Origin of the sequence: Dokdonella ginsengisoli (assembly GCF_042652785.1) — a bacterium.
Classification (GTDB): Bacteria; Pseudomonadota; Gammaproteobacteria; order Xanthomonadales; family Rhodanobacteraceae; genus Dokdonella_A; species Dokdonella_A ginsengisoli.
Genome location: NZ_JBHSHD010000007.1, coordinates 378,544 through 393,772 on the forward strand (window position 1 = coordinate 378,544; position 15,229 = coordinate 393,772).

Annotated in this window: 12 protein-coding genes; 1 reads left to right on the forward strand and 11 read right to left on the reverse strand. The window is 69.9% G+C overall.

Annotated features, from left to right (window positions below; genetic code table 11):
- Nucleotides 1-78: 78 nt before the first annotated feature.
- Both ACFO6Q_RS09275 and ACFO6Q_RS09280 read right to left on the reverse strand, forming a co-directional pair.
- Complete coding sequence (locus tag ACFO6Q_RS09275; RefSeq protein ID WP_380020373.1) at nucleotides 79-2,322, reverse strand: O-linked N-acetylglucosamine transferase, SPINDLY family protein; 2,244 nt, start codon at nucleotides 2,320-2,322, stop codon at nucleotides 79-81.
- Nucleotides 2,323-2,356: 34 nt separating this feature from the next.
- Nucleotides 2,357-4,138 (reverse strand): glucan ABC transporter ATP-binding protein/ permease, encoded by a 1,782-nt coding sequence (locus ACFO6Q_RS09280; protein ID WP_380020374.1) that lies wholly within the window; start codon nucleotides 4,136-4,138, stop codon nucleotides 2,357-2,359.
- Nucleotides 4,139-4,298: 160 nt separating this feature from the next.
- On the opposite strand from ACFO6Q_RS09280, the gene ACFO6Q_RS09285 reads away from it, so the two are divergent.
- Nucleotides 4,299-5,006 (forward strand): PDZ domain-containing protein, encoded by a 708-nt coding sequence (locus ACFO6Q_RS09285; protein WP_380020375.1) that lies wholly within the window; start codon nucleotides 4,299-4,301, stop codon nucleotides 5,004-5,006.
- Between the two features lie 146 nt (nucleotides 5,007-5,152).
- Here ACFO6Q_RS09285 and pnp read toward each other — a convergent pair whose 3' ends face one another.
- The 9 genes from pnp to nusA form a co-directional block, all read right to left on the reverse strand.
- Nucleotides 5,153-7,252 (reverse strand): polyribonucleotide nucleotidyltransferase, encoded by a 2,100-nt coding sequence (gene pnp, locus ACFO6Q_RS09290; protein WP_380020377.1) that lies wholly within the window; start codon nucleotides 7,250-7,252, stop codon nucleotides 5,153-5,155.
- A 21-nt stretch (nucleotides 7,253-7,273) separates the two neighbouring features.
- Nucleotides 7,274-7,543, reverse strand: coding sequence for a 30S ribosomal protein S15 (rpsO, locus tag ACFO6Q_RS09295; protein ID WP_380020379.1), 270 nt, complete (start codon nucleotides 7,541-7,543; stop codon nucleotides 7,274-7,276).
- A 198-nt stretch (nucleotides 7,544-7,741) separates the two neighbouring features.
- Nucleotides 7,742-8,632, reverse strand: coding sequence for a tRNA pseudouridine(55) synthase TruB (truB, locus tag ACFO6Q_RS09300; RefSeq protein WP_380020380.1), 891 nt, complete (start codon nucleotides 8,630-8,632; stop codon nucleotides 7,742-7,744).
- Nucleotides 8,633-8,727: 95 nt separating this feature from the next.
- Nucleotides 8,728-8,991, reverse strand: coding sequence for a hypothetical protein (locus ACFO6Q_RS09305; RefSeq protein ID WP_380020381.1), 264 nt, complete (start codon nucleotides 8,989-8,991; stop codon nucleotides 8,728-8,730).
- 73 nt (nucleotides 8,992-9,064) lie between these two features.
- Complete coding sequence (locus ACFO6Q_RS09310; RefSeq protein WP_380020382.1) at nucleotides 9,065-9,754, reverse strand: OmpA family protein; 690 nt, start codon at nucleotides 9,752-9,754, stop codon at nucleotides 9,065-9,067.
- A 5-nt stretch (nucleotides 9,755-9,759) separates the two neighbouring features.
- Nucleotides 9,760-10,260: a hypothetical protein gene (locus ACFO6Q_RS09315; RefSeq protein ID WP_380020383.1), complete on the reverse strand. Its 501-nt coding sequence runs from the start codon at nucleotides 10,258-10,260 to the stop codon at nucleotides 9,760-9,762.
- Between the two features lie 136 nt (nucleotides 10,261-10,396).
- A complete protein-coding gene (gene rbfA, locus ACFO6Q_RS09320; RefSeq protein ID WP_380020384.1) occupies nucleotides 10,397-10,747 on the reverse strand; it encodes a 30S ribosome-binding factor RbfA in 351 nt (116 codons plus the stop codon).
- 117 nt (nucleotides 10,748-10,864) lie between these two features.
- Nucleotides 10,865-13,522, reverse strand: coding sequence for a translation initiation factor IF-2 (gene infB / locus ACFO6Q_RS09325; protein WP_380020385.1), 2,658 nt, complete (start codon nucleotides 13,520-13,522; stop codon nucleotides 10,865-10,867).
- 141 nt (nucleotides 13,523-13,663) lie between these two features.
- Nucleotides 13,664-15,154: a transcription termination factor NusA gene (gene nusA / locus ACFO6Q_RS09330; RefSeq protein WP_380020386.1), complete on the reverse strand. Its 1,491-nt coding sequence runs from the start codon at nucleotides 15,152-15,154 to the stop codon at nucleotides 13,664-13,666.
- Between the last annotated feature and the right edge of the window lie 75 nt (nucleotides 15,155-15,229).

The window sequence follows — 15,229 nt, forward strand, 5'->3', positions numbered from 1 at the left end:
GTTCGACACCGCCCGCCGGTGCACGGACGGCTTCGACGGCATTCTGCCTCAGGCGACCACGACGACGCCAACACGCGGTCACGCCGCGGCCGAAGCCGCCGCGGACAGGAAATCGGCGAAGGCCTGTTCGACGCCGCGCGCCTCGAACAGCCGCGCGCTGCGCCCGGCGATCCGCTCGCGCACGTCCTGCCGCAGCGAAGCGTCGCGCAGCAGGGCGGCCGCCTTGGCGGCGTAGTCCTGCGCATCCGTTGCGACCAGTTCGCCGATCTCCATCACGTCGAGCATCGCCGCGGTCTGCCGGCCGCGTGCCATCGCGCCGCGCAAGGTCAGCACCGGCGTGCCGACGGCGAACGCGTCCAGGCTCGTCGCGCCGCCGGAGAAGCCGGTCGAATCCAGCAGCAGCGGCGCCGCGCGGACCGCGGCAAGGTAGTCCTCGTACGCCTGTACCGGCAGGAACGCGAGCGAGCGCCGCGCGTCGAGGCCGGCGTCGGCGAAGCGGCGCTCGATGCGCGCACGGAAGCGCTGCGCGATCAGGCCGTCGCGCGCGAAGAAGCCGATGCGCGCCTGCGTGCGGGCGGCCACGTCCGCCAGCACCGCGTCGAACGACGGCATCAGCTTGAGCGGATTCTGCGGACACAGCAGCAGCGGCGCGCCGTCGGCCGGCGCCGGCGCGCGCGCATCGCCCGCCGCCAGCGCAACCGGTTCGGGGCAGGCGCCGAGCCCGGGCAGCCGCACCAGCTGCTCGCGGTAGTGCGAGGCCGCGTCGTCGGGTTCCAGCGCCGCGCCACTGAGGAAGAAGTCGGCGTTCAGCAGGCCGCTGGTGGCCGGATGGCCGTACAGCACGCACTGCACCGGCGCCAGACGCAGGGATGCGAGCACGTGGTGCACGGGGTCCATGCCGGTCTCCGGATAGATCAGCACGTCCAGCCGCGCCTCGCGGATGCGCTCGGCGACGGCCATCGCCTCGTCGCCGACCGGTTCGAACGCGGTCACGCGCGCGGCGAGGCGGTCGGCGACGGCGTCGCGGCGGCCGCCGTGCCACACGCGCACCTCGAAACGCTGTGGGTCGAGGCCGGCGAGCATGCGCGCGAAGTAGCGCGACACCGAGTGCCGCATCAGGTGGCTGCTGACGACGCCGACGCGCAGGCGCCCGCCATGGGCCAGCGCGCGCCAGGCGCAGGGCTGCATGGACTGCGGCGCGAACGCCGTCATCACGCGCGCGAGCAGGTCGCCGAAGCGGTTCTGCAGGGCGGTGTTGTCGCGCGCCTGGTAGTGCAGCAGGAAGGTGCCGGCACCGCGCGCGGCGTCGTAGGCGGCGAAACGCCGCTGCGGCGTGTCGAGCCGCAGCCCGGCGTCGATCTCGTCCAGTCCGCGCGCGAAGCGTTCGCGCTCGGCGTCGACCTCGGCCTCGTCGGCGTACACCGACGGCAGCGACAGCGCAGCCAGCCAGCGGATGCGCTCCATGTCCGGAGCGCGCCGCAACACCTGCGCGAACGCCGAGCGCGCCGCCTCGATCTGTCCGCCTTCGGCCGCGGCCACGGCCAGCTCGGCGCGCGTGGCCGCGTCATCCGGCGCCAGCGCCAGTGCATGGCTCAGCGCGGCGATGGCGGGCTCGAGGTTCTTGCGCAGGCGTTCGGCGACGCCGAGCGCGCGCCACCATTGCGGCTGCGCCGGCTCCTGCACGGTCGCCGCCTGCGCGTGGCGGACCGCCTCGTCGTGACGGCCCAGATCGGCGAGCAGCAGGGCCAGGTTGCCGTTCGCCTGCGCCAGCCCCGGCTGCAGGCGCTGCGCCCGCTCCAGCAGCGGCAGCGCCTCGTCCAGGCGTCCCGCGCCGCGCAGCAGGTTGCCGAGATTGGCGGCGGAATTGAAGTCGTCCGGCCGCCACTGCAGCGCCTGCCGGTACGCCTGCTCGGCCGCGACGGCATCGCCGACGGCTTCGCAGGCGAGGCCGAGGTTGTAGGCCGCCTCGACGTAGCGCTCCTTCGCATCGAGCGCGCCGCGGAACGCCGCGACCGATTCGGCGTGCCGTCCGCAGCGGCGCAGCGCGACGCCGAGATGGTTGCGCGCCTCGGCGAAATCCGGCCTGCGTTCGATGCAGGCGCGCAGATGCTTGACCGCCAGCGCGGCATTGCCGCCCTGCAGCGCGCATATGCCGAGCAGGTGCCAGACCTCGGGATGGGCCGGCGCGAGCTTGGCCGCGCGCTGGTAGTGGCTGGCGGCGAGGCCGAGCCGGCCGGCGCGGTGATGCGCGACGCCGATCTGCAGCTGCTCGGCCGCCAGGCGCGATTGCCGTGTTTGCGCGGGCGATGGAGTCGAGGCCATCCCCTGCATGATCGCACAGGCGCGCGGGCGCGCGTCACGCCTGCGTGCGCGCGCCCTCGTCCGCCGTTTCCTGCGCGGCCTCGGCATCGGCGACGAAGCGCCCCTGGCCGTCCAGCTCGGCGAACAGGCCGCCGAGCGCGACGAGTTCGTCGTAGCGTCCCTGCTCGACGAGTTCGCCGTCCTTCAGCACCAGGATCACGTCGGCGTTGCGCACCGTCGACAGGCGATGGGCGATGACGAAGGTCGTGCGGTTCTCGGTCAGCTTGTTCAGCGCGCGCTGGATGCGCGCTTCGGTGGCGTTGTCGAGCGCGCTGGTCGCCTCGTCGAGGATCAGGATCGGCGCATTCTTCAGCATCGCGCGCGCGATCGACAGGCGCTGGCGCTCGCCGCCCGACAGCGAGCGGCCGCGCTCGGCGACCAGGGTCGAATACCCTTCCGGCTTGACCACGATGAAGCCGTGCGCCTCGGCCGCCTGCGCGGCGGCCTCCAGTTCGGCGTCGGACGCGTCCGGCTTGCCGATGCGCAGGTTGTCGGCGATCGAGCGGTAGAACAGGCCCGGGTCCTGGAACACGACGGCGATCTGCTCGCGCAAGCTGTGGATGCTGACGTTGCGGATGTCGACGCCGTCGATCGTGATGCGTCCTGCGCTCGGATCGTAGGCGCGGTAGAGCAGGCTCAGCGCGGTGGTCTTGCCGGCGCCGGTCGGGCCGACGATCGCCGCGGTGCCGCCGGCGGGCACGCGGAACGACAGGTGCCTGAGTGCCGGGTGCGAGGCGTCGTAGCCGAAGGAGACGTCGTCGAACACGACCTCGCCCTTCGCCGGCGGCAGGTCGGGGGCAGCCGGGTCGTCGCTGAGCACCGCCGGCGTGTCGAGCACGGCGAAGAAGTCCTTCAGCGAATGCGTCTGGAAGAACAGCCCGGAGATGAAGCCGGCGAACTGCTCCATGCGGCCGATCAGCTGCATCGAGAAACCGACGAAGGTGACGATCGCGCCGACCGTCACCTCGCCCTTCACGTTCAGCGAGGTGCCGAGCGCGAAGATCGCCACGATGGTCAGCGTGCTCGCGGCGCGGTTGGCGACCGACAGCCAGGCCCAGCCGCGCAGCACGGGGTACTGCGCGGTCAGCACCTTGCGCACCATGCCCTTGATCTGCGCGACCTCGGCCGAGATGCGCGAGAAGCTCTGCACGACCATGACATTGCCGAACACGTCGCCGACGCGCTCGGAGATCGCGTGATGGAGCTGCTCGACTTCGCCCTGCGCGGCGTGCGTGCGGCGCATCGCGATCGCGTTGAACACGCCGAAGCTGATCAGCAGCAGGATCATCAGCACGGCGAGCTTCCAGTTCATCGACAGCGCCAGCGGCACCATCACGAAGATCGCGAGCAGGGTCGCCAGGTGTTCGCGGAAGAAGCCGAGCCAGAGGCCGAACAGGTTGCTGCTGCCGCCGTGCATGATGCGCAGCAGGCGGCCGGTATGGTGCCGGCCGTGGAACGCGAGCGGCAGGCCGACCGCGTGCTCGAAGAACTGCGCGATGACGGCCAGCCGGCGGCGATGCGCCAGGCGGTCGGCGTACAGCGAGACCAGCACGCTCGCCGCCACGCCGGCGAAGCCGACGCCGGCCCACCATCCGATGAAGGTCCACACGTGCCCGGGCTTGGTGCCGGCCAGCGCGTCGACCACGCGGCCGAACAGCCACGGCTCGAGGAAGAACACGCCGGCCAGCGCCAGATTGGCCAGGGCGAGCAGGGTCGCCAGCCACTTCTCCGGCGCCAGCAGGGCGATGACGCGATAGTAGATGCGCAGGATTTCCACGACGTTCCCCTCCGGGCGCGGCACGCCCTCGCCGCGGCGCCGTTGCAGGCCCCGCCGGGCGGCGCGAATGCTAGCAAACGCCGGTGCGCGAACACGCCGTTCATGCTCGCGCCACTATGCTCCGACGCACACGTTTGCAGTCCGCAGGGAAACCGCTCCGATGCCGCGCCTCGCACGTCCCGCTGCCCTCATCTTCCTCGTCCTGCTCGCCGGCTGCGTGAGCGCGCCGCGCGGGCCGGTATGGCAGACGCAACCGCCGCCGCCTTCCTCGCCCTACGTCGCCGATCCCGGCCGCGACGACGCCACCATCGCCGAGATGCGTGCCGCACCGCCGCCGGCCGCACCGGAGCTGGCGTCCGGCCGCAACCCGGCGGGCGATCAGAACCGCCTGGCCGCGCAGGGCTTCGTGCGCGTCGGCACGGCCCGCTACAGCGGCACCGACGCCGACGTGCGCGCGGAGGCGGACCGCCAGGGCCGCGCGGTCGGCGCCGATCGCGTGCTGCTGTACGCACCGCAGGCGACCGGCGCGACCACGGTCGCCGACTGGAACGCCGCGTTCTTCGTGCGCTTCAAGCTTCCGTTCGGCGCGACGTTCCGCGATCTCACGGCGGCCGAACGTGCGAACCTCGGCGGCGACGGCGTGCAGATCGGCTCGGTGGTCGGCGGCACGCCGGCCTCGCGGGCGAACCTGCTGGCCGGCGACTTCGTGGTGCAGGTCAACGGCCGGCCGGTCACCGGCAGGAGCGCATTCCAGGAACAGCTCAAGGCCCTCGGCGGCCGTGCGGTCACGCTGACCGTGGTGCGCAACGGCGAAACCCTGCAGCGCGTGGTGCGGCTGGGCGTCGTCGCCTCGCCGTCGGCGCAGTGAGCGGCAGAAAGCGCGCGCCCAGGCGCGGACGAGCGGTCGCGCAACGGCCCGGTCGATAGCGCCGGAAACGAAAACGGCGGGCACGAGGCCCGCCGTCTTTCGAATCGCGGGCGGCGCGCAAGGCGCCGCCCCGGACACCGCCCTGGTCAGGCGGCGCCTTCTTCCTCGAGCGCCTTCATCGACAGGCGGATGCGGCCCTGCTTGTCGACCTCGAGCACCTTGACCTTGACGATGTCGCCTTCCTTGAGCTTGTCGGACACCTTCTCGACGCGCTCGTTGGAGATCTGCGAGACGTGCACGAGGCCGTCCTTGCCCGGCAGGATCGTGACGAATGCGCCGAAGTCCATCAGCTTGGCGACCTTGCCCTCGTAGACGCGGCCCGGCTCGACGTCGGAAACGATCTGCTCGATGCGCTTCTTGGCGGCGTCGCCGGCCTCACGGTTGACCGAGGCGATGACCACGGTGCCGTCGTCGCTGATGTCGATCGTGGCGCCGGTCTCCTCGGTGATCGAGCGGATCGTGGTGCCGCCCTTGCCGATCACTTCGCGGATCTTGTCCGGGTGGATCTTCATCGTGATCAGGCGCGGCGCGTACTCGCTCATCTCGCTGCGCGAGCTGCTGATGACCTTGCCCATCTCGCCGAGGATGTGCAGGCGGCCCTGCTTGGCCTGCGCCAGCGCGACCTTCATGATCTCCTCGGTGATGCCGTCGATCTTGATGTCCATCTGCAGGGCGCTGATGCCTTCCGCGCTGCCGGCGACCTTGAAGTCCATGTCGCCCAGATGATCCTCGTCGCCGAGGATGTCGGACAGGACGACGAACTGCTCGCCTTCCTTGACCAGGCCCATCGCGATGCCGGCGACCGGCGCCTTCAGCGGCACGCCGGCGTCCATCATCGCCAGCGAGGAGCCGCACACCGAAGCCATCGACGAGGAACCGTTCGACTCGGTGATCTCCGAGACCACGCGCAGCACGTACGGGAACGCCTCGATCGTCGGCTTGACCGCCTGCACGCCGCGCTTGGCGAGGCGGCCGTGGCCGATCTCGCGGCGCTTGGGCGCGCCGAAGCGGCCGGCTTCACCGACCGAGAACGGCGGGAAGTTGTAGTGGAACAGGAAAGCGTCCTTCGACTCGCCTTCCGGCGCGTCGATGATCTGCGCGTCGCGCGTGGTGCCGAGCGTGACGACGACCAGCGCCTGCGTCTCGCCGCGCGTGAACAGCGCCGAGCCGTGCGTGCGCGGCAGCACGCCGACGCGCGAGGTGATCGGGCGGATGTCGTCGAGCTTGCGGCCGTCGATGCGCACCTTGGTGGCGAGCACCGAATCGCGCAGCGTGCGGTATTCCAGCTCGCCGAATTCCTTGGCGAGGTCGCCGGCGACCCAGTTCTCGCCGGCCGCGCGGCCCTCGAGCGACTTCAGCACGTCCTGCTTGATCGCGGCGATCGCGTCGCGGCGCTGCAGCTTGTCGCGGATCTGGAACGCCTGCTCGAGCTGCGTGCCGACGGCTTCCTTCAGCGCGGCGATCAGCGCCTCGTTCTTCGACGGGGCGACCCACGAAGACGGCTTGGCGCCGGCTTCGACGGTCAGCTCGTTGATCGCGTTGATCACGTGCTGCAGGGCCTTGTGGCCGAACACGACGGCGCCGAGCATGACGTCTTCGCTGAGCAGCTTGGCTTCGGACTCGACCATCAGCACGGCATTGGAGGTGCCGGCGACAACCAGATCCAGATCGGAGGTCTTCAACTCCGTCGCGGTCGGGTTCAGCAGGTACTGGCCGTTGGCGTAGCCGACGCGGGCGGCGCCGATCGGACCCTTGAACGGAATGCCGGCCAGCGACAGCGCGGCCGAGGCGCCGATCATCGCCGGGATGTCGCCGTCCACTTCCGGATTGAGCGAGATCACCTGCGCGATGACCTGCACTTCGTTGCGGTATTCCTCCGGGAACAGCGGGCGGACCGGACGGTCGATCAGACGCGAGGTCAGCGTCTCCTTCTCGGTCGGACGGCCTTCGCGCTTGAAGAAGCCGCCCGGGATGCGGCCGGCGGAATAGAACTTCTCGACGTAGTCGACGGTGAGCGGGAAGAAGTCCTGACCTTCCCTCGCCTTCGGCGCGGCCACCGCGGTGACCAGCACCACGGTGCCATCGATGCTGACCACGACGGCACCGGACGCCTGGCGGGCGATTTCGCCCGTCTCCAGCGTGACCGTGTGATTACCGTACTGGAATGACTTGGTTACTTTCGCCACGAAATCTCTCCTGGTGGGCGCTTAACGGCGCAGGCCGAGACGTTCGATCAGCGACTTGTAGCGATCGCCGTCCTTGTTCTTCAGGTAGCCGAGCAGGCGACGACGCTGGTTGACCATCTTCAGCAGGCCGCGACGGGAATGGTGATCCTTGTCGTGGTCGGCGAAATGCTTGCTGAGGTGATCGATGCGGGCCGACAGCAGGGCGACCTGGACTTCCGGCGAACCGGTGTCGTTCGTGCCGCGGCCGTAGTCGGCGATGATCTTCGAGGTTTGTTCGTTGGACAGAGACATCTGTGTGAATCCTTGAAAACGGAGGCGAGACTTGCGAATGCCCACGCGGCGCCCTCACGTCGCAGGCCGGACGCCGGGCGGAACGCAATGATCGACGTGGTCGTTCGCAAGCCCCGCAGGGGTTGGTCGGACGGATGTTCGGGAAGGGAACGGGGTATTTTAGCTGCCGGAGCGGTGCCGGAACAAGCAGTTAACGTTTCATGACAGCGCCGGCGGCGGGTTGAAGCCGCGCAGCGCCCGCAGCCGGCCGGCCGAGACCTCGGCCAGCGCGACGGCCCGGCCGCCGGTATCCAGCGCCACGCAGCGGCCCGGCGGGCCGGCCCATTCGATGCTCTGCCCCTGGCGCAGCCGCAGCGCCTGGGCGGCGTCCAGGCGCGCCTGGGGGTATCCGGCCAGCCCTTCCTCCAGCGGCAGCAGCAGGCCGTCCAGCGCCGCCGGATCGGCTCCGGCCAGACGGATGAGCTCGTCCAGGGTGTGCATGCGCGGCGCCGTGAACGGCTCGATCCAGATGCGGCGCAGGGCGACCACGTGGGCGCCGCAGCCGAGCCGCTCGCCCAGGTCGCGCACGAGGCTGCGCACGTAGGTGCCCGAACCGCACTCGACGTGCAGGCGCAGCCGGTCGCCGGCGCGCTCGAGCAGGTCGAAGCGGTGGACCTCGACCTCGCGCGGCGGCGCGGCGACGTCCTCGCCACGGCGCGCGCGCCGGTACAGCGGCTCCCCGCCCTGCTTGAGGGCCGAATAGACCGGCGGAACCTGCACGATGCGGCCGGTCAGCGCGGCCAGCGCGGCGCGCACCGTGTCGTCGTCCAGCGCCGGGACCTCGCGCCGCTCGACCGCCTCGCCGTCGGCGTCGTCGGTCGTGGTGGTCAGGCCGAGCCGCGCTTCCGTCTCGTAGGCCTTGCGCGAACCGAGCAGCAGCCCGGCGATCTTGGTCGCCTCGCCCAGGCACAGCGGAAGCAGGCCGGTGGCGAGCGGATCGAGGCTGCCGGTGTGGCCGCCCTTCTCGGCGCGCAGCAGCCGGCGCACCTTCTGCAGCGCCGCGTTCGAACTCAGGCCGGTCGGCTTGTCGAGCAGGAGGATGCCACTCACGTCGCGCCAGGAAATCTTCCGGTTCGGACGGTCTTCGGTTTCCGGCACGGGTCGGGATCGTCTGGCAGGCGGAATCGCGCGCGTATTCTAGGGGTTCAGTTCCGTCCGAAGGCGAGGAACAGGAACAGGCCGACGAAGGCGATCACGGCGACCACGCCGCGAACGATCCAGTGCACCTGCCCGGCGAGCAGCCAGGTCGTGGCGACCTTGCCGCCGGTCCTGGCGATGTCGGCCGCGTTGCCGCCGTGGATCGCGCGGCCGTTCTGCGCGGCCGCAGCGATCGGATGGCCGCAGCCGGGACAGGCGGCGGCCTTGTCGGAAACCTCGCGCGCGCATTCGGGGCATTTCATCAGGGCCATGGTTTCGCTCTCCTCGCCTGGGAATGGTCGGCTCGAAACACTCGCAACGCCCGCCCGGCGGATTCCGCCGGACTCATTGCGCGGCGCGCAGCACGACCTCGACGCGCCGGTTCTTCTGCCGGCCCTGCGGGTCGTCGCTGCCGTCGGCATGCGCGTTCGGCGCGACCGGCTGCCTCTCGCCGAAACCGCGCACCTCGTAGCGCCGCTGCGCGGCGGCGTCGTGATCGGCCAGATAGCGATGCACCGATTCGGCGCGCCGCTGCGACAGCGCGTCGTTGTAGTCGTCGCTGCCCTTCGCGTCGGTGTGCCCGTTGACGGCGACCGCGCGCCCGGGAAAGTTGCCGAGCAGGACCGCCAGCTTGTCCAGCGTGGCGAGCGCGTCCGGGCGCAGGTCGTGCTTGTCGAAGTCGAACAGCACGTCACCGGGCAGGTCGATCACGATCGCGCCGTCCGCGCCGCTGCGCGCGTTCGTCTCGCCGAGCAGGGCGCGCGTGGCGGCGAGCTTCTCGGGCGGCACGTCGGCGAGATTGAATTCGGACGCGGGGGTCGCCGCCGGCGCCAGGGCGGAAGCGGGACCGCCGGTCGAGGTGCTCGAGGCGAGCGGCCTGGCCGCCCAGGACGATTGCGGCTGCGGCGATTCGCTCCAGCTCGAGGCCTGCTCGCCGAGCCGTTCCGGCACGCGCCGCACGATCAGATCCGCGTGCGCGGACGCGGACGCGGCCGCACCGGCGAAGACGAGCGCCGCCATCCAGTGCCGACGCATCGCGCTCAGCCCTTCGGCGTCAGCGGAACGTCGACGCTCAGGCCCGGCCCGCTGGTGTCGCCGCCGTCACGCCCTTCGTTGAACACGAGGCGGATCTTCTTCGACTCCGGCGCGACGCGGCCGAGGAACACCAGGCGGCCCTGCATCGTGTCGCCGCGCGAGATGCGCAGGTTCGGGTTGTCCTCCGGGCTGCGCAGCGGAAACTTCTGCCCGTTCTCGTCCTGCAGGTAGGTGCCGCTGTCGGAGTAGGCCAGCTCGAGGAAGCTGGTTTCGCCGCTGTACGAAGCGCTGACCGTCACCAGCGTGACGTCCTCCGCAGCGACCACCTCCTTCACGCGCAGCACGACGCCGACCGCCGCGGTGGCCTGCACGTTGCCCGGGATGCCGAGCTTGATGCCGGCTGCGTCGTCGTCCGCGGCAATGGCCGGGGCAACCGCCGTGGAAACCGCCGTCGCAATCGCGAAGGCGAATGCCAGCCTCGTCGAAAACCTGCGCTTCGTCGTCATGAGCTCTCCTTGTCCATATGTCGAGGGCGACGCCGATGCGCCGCACGCCGCCCGTTGGCCGGGTCAGCCTAAAGGAAGGCGGCGGCGAGAAGATTAAAACCGCGTTGGGAACGCGTGAGAAACCGTCGCGCGACGGTCAGTCGTTCGAATCGCCGCGCAGCAGGGATTCGATCCGTTCGCCCTTGTCGACCGAATCGTCGTAGCGGAAACGCAGCTCCGGCACGCGGCGCAGCTTCATCGAGCGCGACAGCTCGCGGCGGAATTCCTTCGCCAGCTCGTTCAATGCGGCGGTGGCTTCGGTGCCGCGGTCGCCGATCAGCGCGGTGACGTAGACCGTGGCGACGTCGAGGTCCTTGGTGACCTCGACATCGGACACGCTGACCGACGGCAGCGCGTGCTCGCGCACGGCGGCGTGCACGAGCACCGCGAGTTCCCGCCGCAGCTCGGCGGAGACGCGATCGGAACGGTTGAACGATTTGGCGGGCATGGAAAAACCAGGGCTGAGAGCTGAGGGCCTAGGGCTGAGAACTGAGGCTGAGGCTGAAGACCGAGTATGCGCTTCGACCAACGGCTTTTTTAGCCCTCAGCCCTCGGCCCTGCCCCATCACAGCGTCCTTTGCACTTCGATGCGCTCGAAGCACTCGATCTGGTCGCCCGGCTTGACGTCGTTGTACTGCTTGACGCCGATGCCGCACTCGGTGCCGTTGCGCACCTCGTCGACGTTCTCCTTGAAGCGGCGCAGCGACTCGAGCTCGCCCTGGAAGATCACCGTGTTGTCGCGCAGCACGCGGATCGGCTTGTGCCGCTTGACCGTACCCTCGATGACCATGCAGCCGGCGATCGCGCCGAACTTCGACGAGCGGAACACGTCGCGCACCTGCGCCACGCCGATGATCTCCTCGCGCACCTCGGTGCCGAGCAGACCGGTCGCGACCTGCTTCACCTGGTCGATGACGTCGTAGATGATCGAGAAGTAGCGCAGGTCGAGGCCGTTCGCCTCGATGATGCGCCGCGCGGACGCGTCCGCGCGCACGTTGAAGCCGATGATGACGGCCTTGGACGCCGCCGCCAGCGTGGCGTCGGATTCGGTGATGCCGCCGACGCCGGAGGCGATCACGTTGACCTTGATCTTCTCGGTCGTGATCGCGCTCAGCGCCTCGCGCAACGCCTCGGCCGAGCCCTGCACGTCGGCCTTGACGACGAGGTTCAGGGTCAGCTGGCCGGTGCCCTCGCCCATCTGCGCCATCAGGTCTTCCATGCGGTTGCCGGCCTGCTTGACCAGGCGCGACTCGCGGCGCTTGTGCTGACGCTGCAGCGCGACTTCCTTGGCCAGGCGCTCGTCGGCGACGACGACGAAGTCGTCGCCGGCCTGCGGTACGCCCGAAAGGCCGAGCATCTGCACCGGGATCGACGGACCGGCGGATTCGACCTGGCGGCCCGCTTCGTCGAACAGCGCGCGCACGCGGCCGTATTCGATACCGCAGACGACGAAGTCGCCCTTCTTGAGGAGGCCCTGCTGCACGAGCACCGTGGTGACCGGACCGCGGCCCTTGTCGAGGCTGGATTCGATCACCGCGCCGCTGGCGCGGCCGTCCGGCACGGCCGTGAGGTCCATCACCTCGGCCTGCACCGAGATCGCGTCGAGCAGGTTGTCGACGCCGTCGCCGGTCTTCGCCGACACCGGCACGAACTGCACGTCGCCGCCCCATTCCTCAGGGACGACTTCGTACTGCACCAGGCCCTGCTTGACGCTGTCGGGGTTGGCTTCGGGCTTGTCCATCTTGTTCATCGCGACGATCAGCGGCACCTTCGCCGCGCGCGCGTGCTGGATCGCCTCGATCGTCTGCGGCATCACGCCGTCGTCGGCGGCCACCACCAGCACGACGATGTCGGTCGACTGCGCGCCGCGGGCGCGCATCGACGAGAACGCCGCGTGACCGGGCGTGTCGAGGAAGGTGATGACGCCCTTGGGCGTTTCCACGTGGTAGGCGCCGATGTGCTGGGTGATGCCTCCGGCCTCGCCGGAGGCGACCTTGGTGCGACGGATGTAGTCGAGCAGCGAAGTCTTGCCGTGATCGACGTGGCCCATGATGGTGACCACCGGCGGACGCGTGCTCTTGTGGCCCTCGTCGCCGGCCTGCTGCGCGAGCAGGGTCGTTTCGGCGCTGGTGTCCTCGGCCGCGGTGACCTTGTGGCCGAGTTCCTCGGCCACCAGCACGGCGGTGTCGTGGTCGATCGATTGGTTGATGGTCACCATCACGCCCATTTTGAAAAGTGCCTTGACCACGTCGGCGCCCTTGACCGCGAGCTTGGACGCGAGATCGGCGACAGTGATCGATTCGCCGACCGCGATTTCGCGTACCACCGGTGCGGTCGGCCTGGAGAACGCGTGCGAACCGCCCGAGCGCGCCTGCTCGGCGACGCGCAGCTTCGGCCGCTTGCGGCCGCCGCGACGCGCGGCGCCCTCCTGCGACAGGTGCAGCTCGTTGCCGAAGTAGCGATTGCCGCCGGCGGCTTCCTCGCCGTCGTCGCGCATGCGATGCGAGCCGTGCTTGGGCTTGTGCCGATGACCGGCGCCGTCCTGCGGCGGCGGCGGCGCGGCGACGGCTTCGCGCGGCTCGCGGGCGCGGTCCGGACGCGGCGCGGCGGTCGCCGGGCGCTCGGCCGGCGCGGGCGCTGCGGCAACGGCAGCCTTGTCTTCGGCCGGCGCGGCAGCCTGCTTGGTTTCGTCCTCGACGCGGCGCTTCTCCTGCTCGGCCGCGGTGCGGCGTGCCTCCTCGGCGGCACGCTGCTTGGCGTCCTCCTCCTGGCGGCGGCGATCGGCTTCGGCGCGCTGCTGTTCTTCCGCCTCGCGCTTCTGCTGCGATTCGCCGAGCTTGCGGATCGCGTCCTCGCGCTCCGGATCGATCTGCGCCTGCGTCTCTTCCTCGACCACGCTGCGCTTGACGTAGGTGCGCTTCTGGCGCACCTCGACGTTGACCGTCTTGGCACTCGCGCCGCGCTGGCCCGGCACCACGGTGATCTCGCTGACCGTACGCCGCTTGAGGGTGATCTGGCGCGGCGAGGAGCTCGCCTCGACCGGCGTTTCCTCCTTCTTGCCGTGCGTGCGGCGCAGGAAGCCGAGCAGCTTCACCTTCTCGGTGCTGCTGATGACCTGATCCGGGTCGGAAAACTTCATGCCCGCCTCGCCGAGCTGCGTCAGCAGCTTGTCGACAGGCGTGCCGAGAACCTTGGCCAGTTGCTTGATCGTGACGTCCGACATCGATTGGTTACTCCGTGGCCCGTGCGATTTGCTGCAACCACCAACGACGCTTCGCACAAGCGGCCGTTCCTGCTCCGACTACCGGCGGCGCCGCACCTGCGACGTCGCGCACCTGCGCCTGGCGAAGGCGAAATACCGTGTTTATGAAACCGTCTCGCGTGCGGCCATAATCAGCGCCGCCGCCTGTTCCTCGTCGATGCCGTCCAGACCGAGCTCCATGAACTCGTCGGTGGCGAGGTCGGCGAGGTTCTCGCGCGTGACGACGCCGTGCGAGGCGAGTTCGAAGGCGAGGCTCTCCTGCATGCCCTCGACCGAGAGCAGATCGTCCGCCGGCTTGTGTTCCTCGATGCCCTCCTCGACCGCGAGCGCATCCGTCAGCAGGGCGTCGCGCGCACGCGCGCGCAGTTCCTCGACGATGTCCTCGTCGAAACCCTCGATGCCGAGCAGTTCCGCGGTGGGCACGTAGGCGATTTCCTCGACCGTCGAGAAGCCTTCCTGCACCAGGATCTGCGCGATCTCCTCGTCGACCTCGAGCTTGTCGATGAACAGCTGGCGCGCGGCCTCCTGCTCGGCCTCGCTCTTCTGGCGAACCTGGTCGGCGGTCATCACGTTGAGCTGCCAGCCGCTGAGCTTGCTCGCCAGGCGCACGTTCTGGCCGCCGCGGCCGATCGCCTGGGACAGCTTGTCCTCGGCGACCGCGATGTCCATCGAGTGCTTTTCCTCGTCGACGATGATCGACTGCACCTCGGCCGGAGCCATCGCGTTGATCACGAACTGCGCCGGCGCCTCGTTCCACAGCACGATGTCGATGCGCTCGCCGTTGAGCTCGTTCGACACCGCCTGCACGCGCGAACCGCGCATGCCGATGCAGGCGCCGATCGGATCGGTACGGTGGTCGTGGGCGATCACCGCGATCTTGGCGCGGTCGCCCGGATCGCGTGCGCAGGCCTTGATCTCGACCAGACCCTGGCCGACTTCGGGCACTTCGAGCTTGAACAGCTCCATCATCAGCTCGGGGGCCGTGCGCGAAACGAACAGCTGCGGGCCGCGCGGCTCGGACTTCACCTCGTACAGGTATCCGCGCAGGCGGTCGCCGGCGCGCACGGCCTCGCGCGGAATCGCGCGGTCGCGCGGCACGTAGGCTTCGGCGTTGCCGCCGAGGTCGAGGAACACCGCGCCGCGCTCGACGCGCTTGACGATGCCGGTGATCAGCTCGCCGACGCGGTCCTTGTAGGCGTCCACGACCTGCGCACGCTCTGCCTCGCGCACGCGCTGCACGATGACCTGCTTGGCGGCCTGCGCCGAAATGCGGCCGAAGTCCGGGTTCTCGATCTGCTGCTCGACGAAGCCGCCGACGTCGACGCCGGGCGCCTCATCGGCCGCGTCCATCAGGCGGATCATGCGGTCCGGCGACTCCATCACGATGTCGTCGGGCACCACTTCCCAGCGCCGGAACGTCTCGTACTCGCCGCTGTCGCGGTCGATCGTGACGCGCACGGAAACATCTTCCTCCGCGTAGCGCTTCTTCGCAGCGGACGCGAGCGCGGCCTCCATTGCCTCGAAGATCACGCCTTTCGGCACGCCCTTCTCGTTGGCGACGGCATCCACGACCAGCAACAGTTCTTTGCTCATACCCGACTCCCTCACGTCCGCACCCGGCGGACGGAATGGTTCTGAACTTTTACCCGCTCGCCGCGCCGACTGCGC

Coding starts and splice junctions, on each gene's coding strand:
- ACFO6Q_RS09275 (WP_380020373.1), bottom strand. CDS start 2,322: ATGGCCTCGACTCCATCGCCCGCGCAAACACGGCAATCGCGCCTGGCG.
- ACFO6Q_RS09285 (WP_380020375.1), top strand. CDS start 4,299: ATGCCGCGCCTCGCACGTCCCGCTGCCCTCATCTTCCTCGTCCTGCTC.
- rpsO (WP_380020379.1), bottom strand. CDS start 7,543: ATGTCTCTGTCCAACGAACAAACCTCGAAGATCATCGCCGACTACGGC.
- ACFO6Q_RS09305 (WP_380020381.1), bottom strand. CDS start 8,991: ATGGCCCTGATGAAATGCCCCGAATGCGCGCGCGAGGTTTCCGACAAG.
- ACFO6Q_RS09310 (WP_380020382.1), bottom strand. CDS start 9,754: ATGCGTCGGCACTGGATGGCGGCGCTCGTCTTCGCCGGTGCGGCCGCG.
- ACFO6Q_RS09315 (WP_380020383.1), bottom strand. CDS start 10,260: ATGACGACGAAGCGCAGGTTTTCGACGAGGCTGGCATTCGCCTTCGCG.
- rbfA (WP_380020384.1), bottom strand. CDS start 10,747: ATGCCCGCCAAATCGTTCAACCGTTCCGATCGCGTCTCCGCCGAGCTG.
- infB (WP_380020385.1), bottom strand. CDS start 13,522: ATGTCGGACGTCACGATCAAGCAACTGGCCAAGGTTCTCGGCACGCCT.
- nusA (WP_380020386.1), bottom strand. CDS start 15,154: ATGAGCAAAGAACTGTTGCTGGTCGTGGATGCCGTCGCCAACGAGAAG.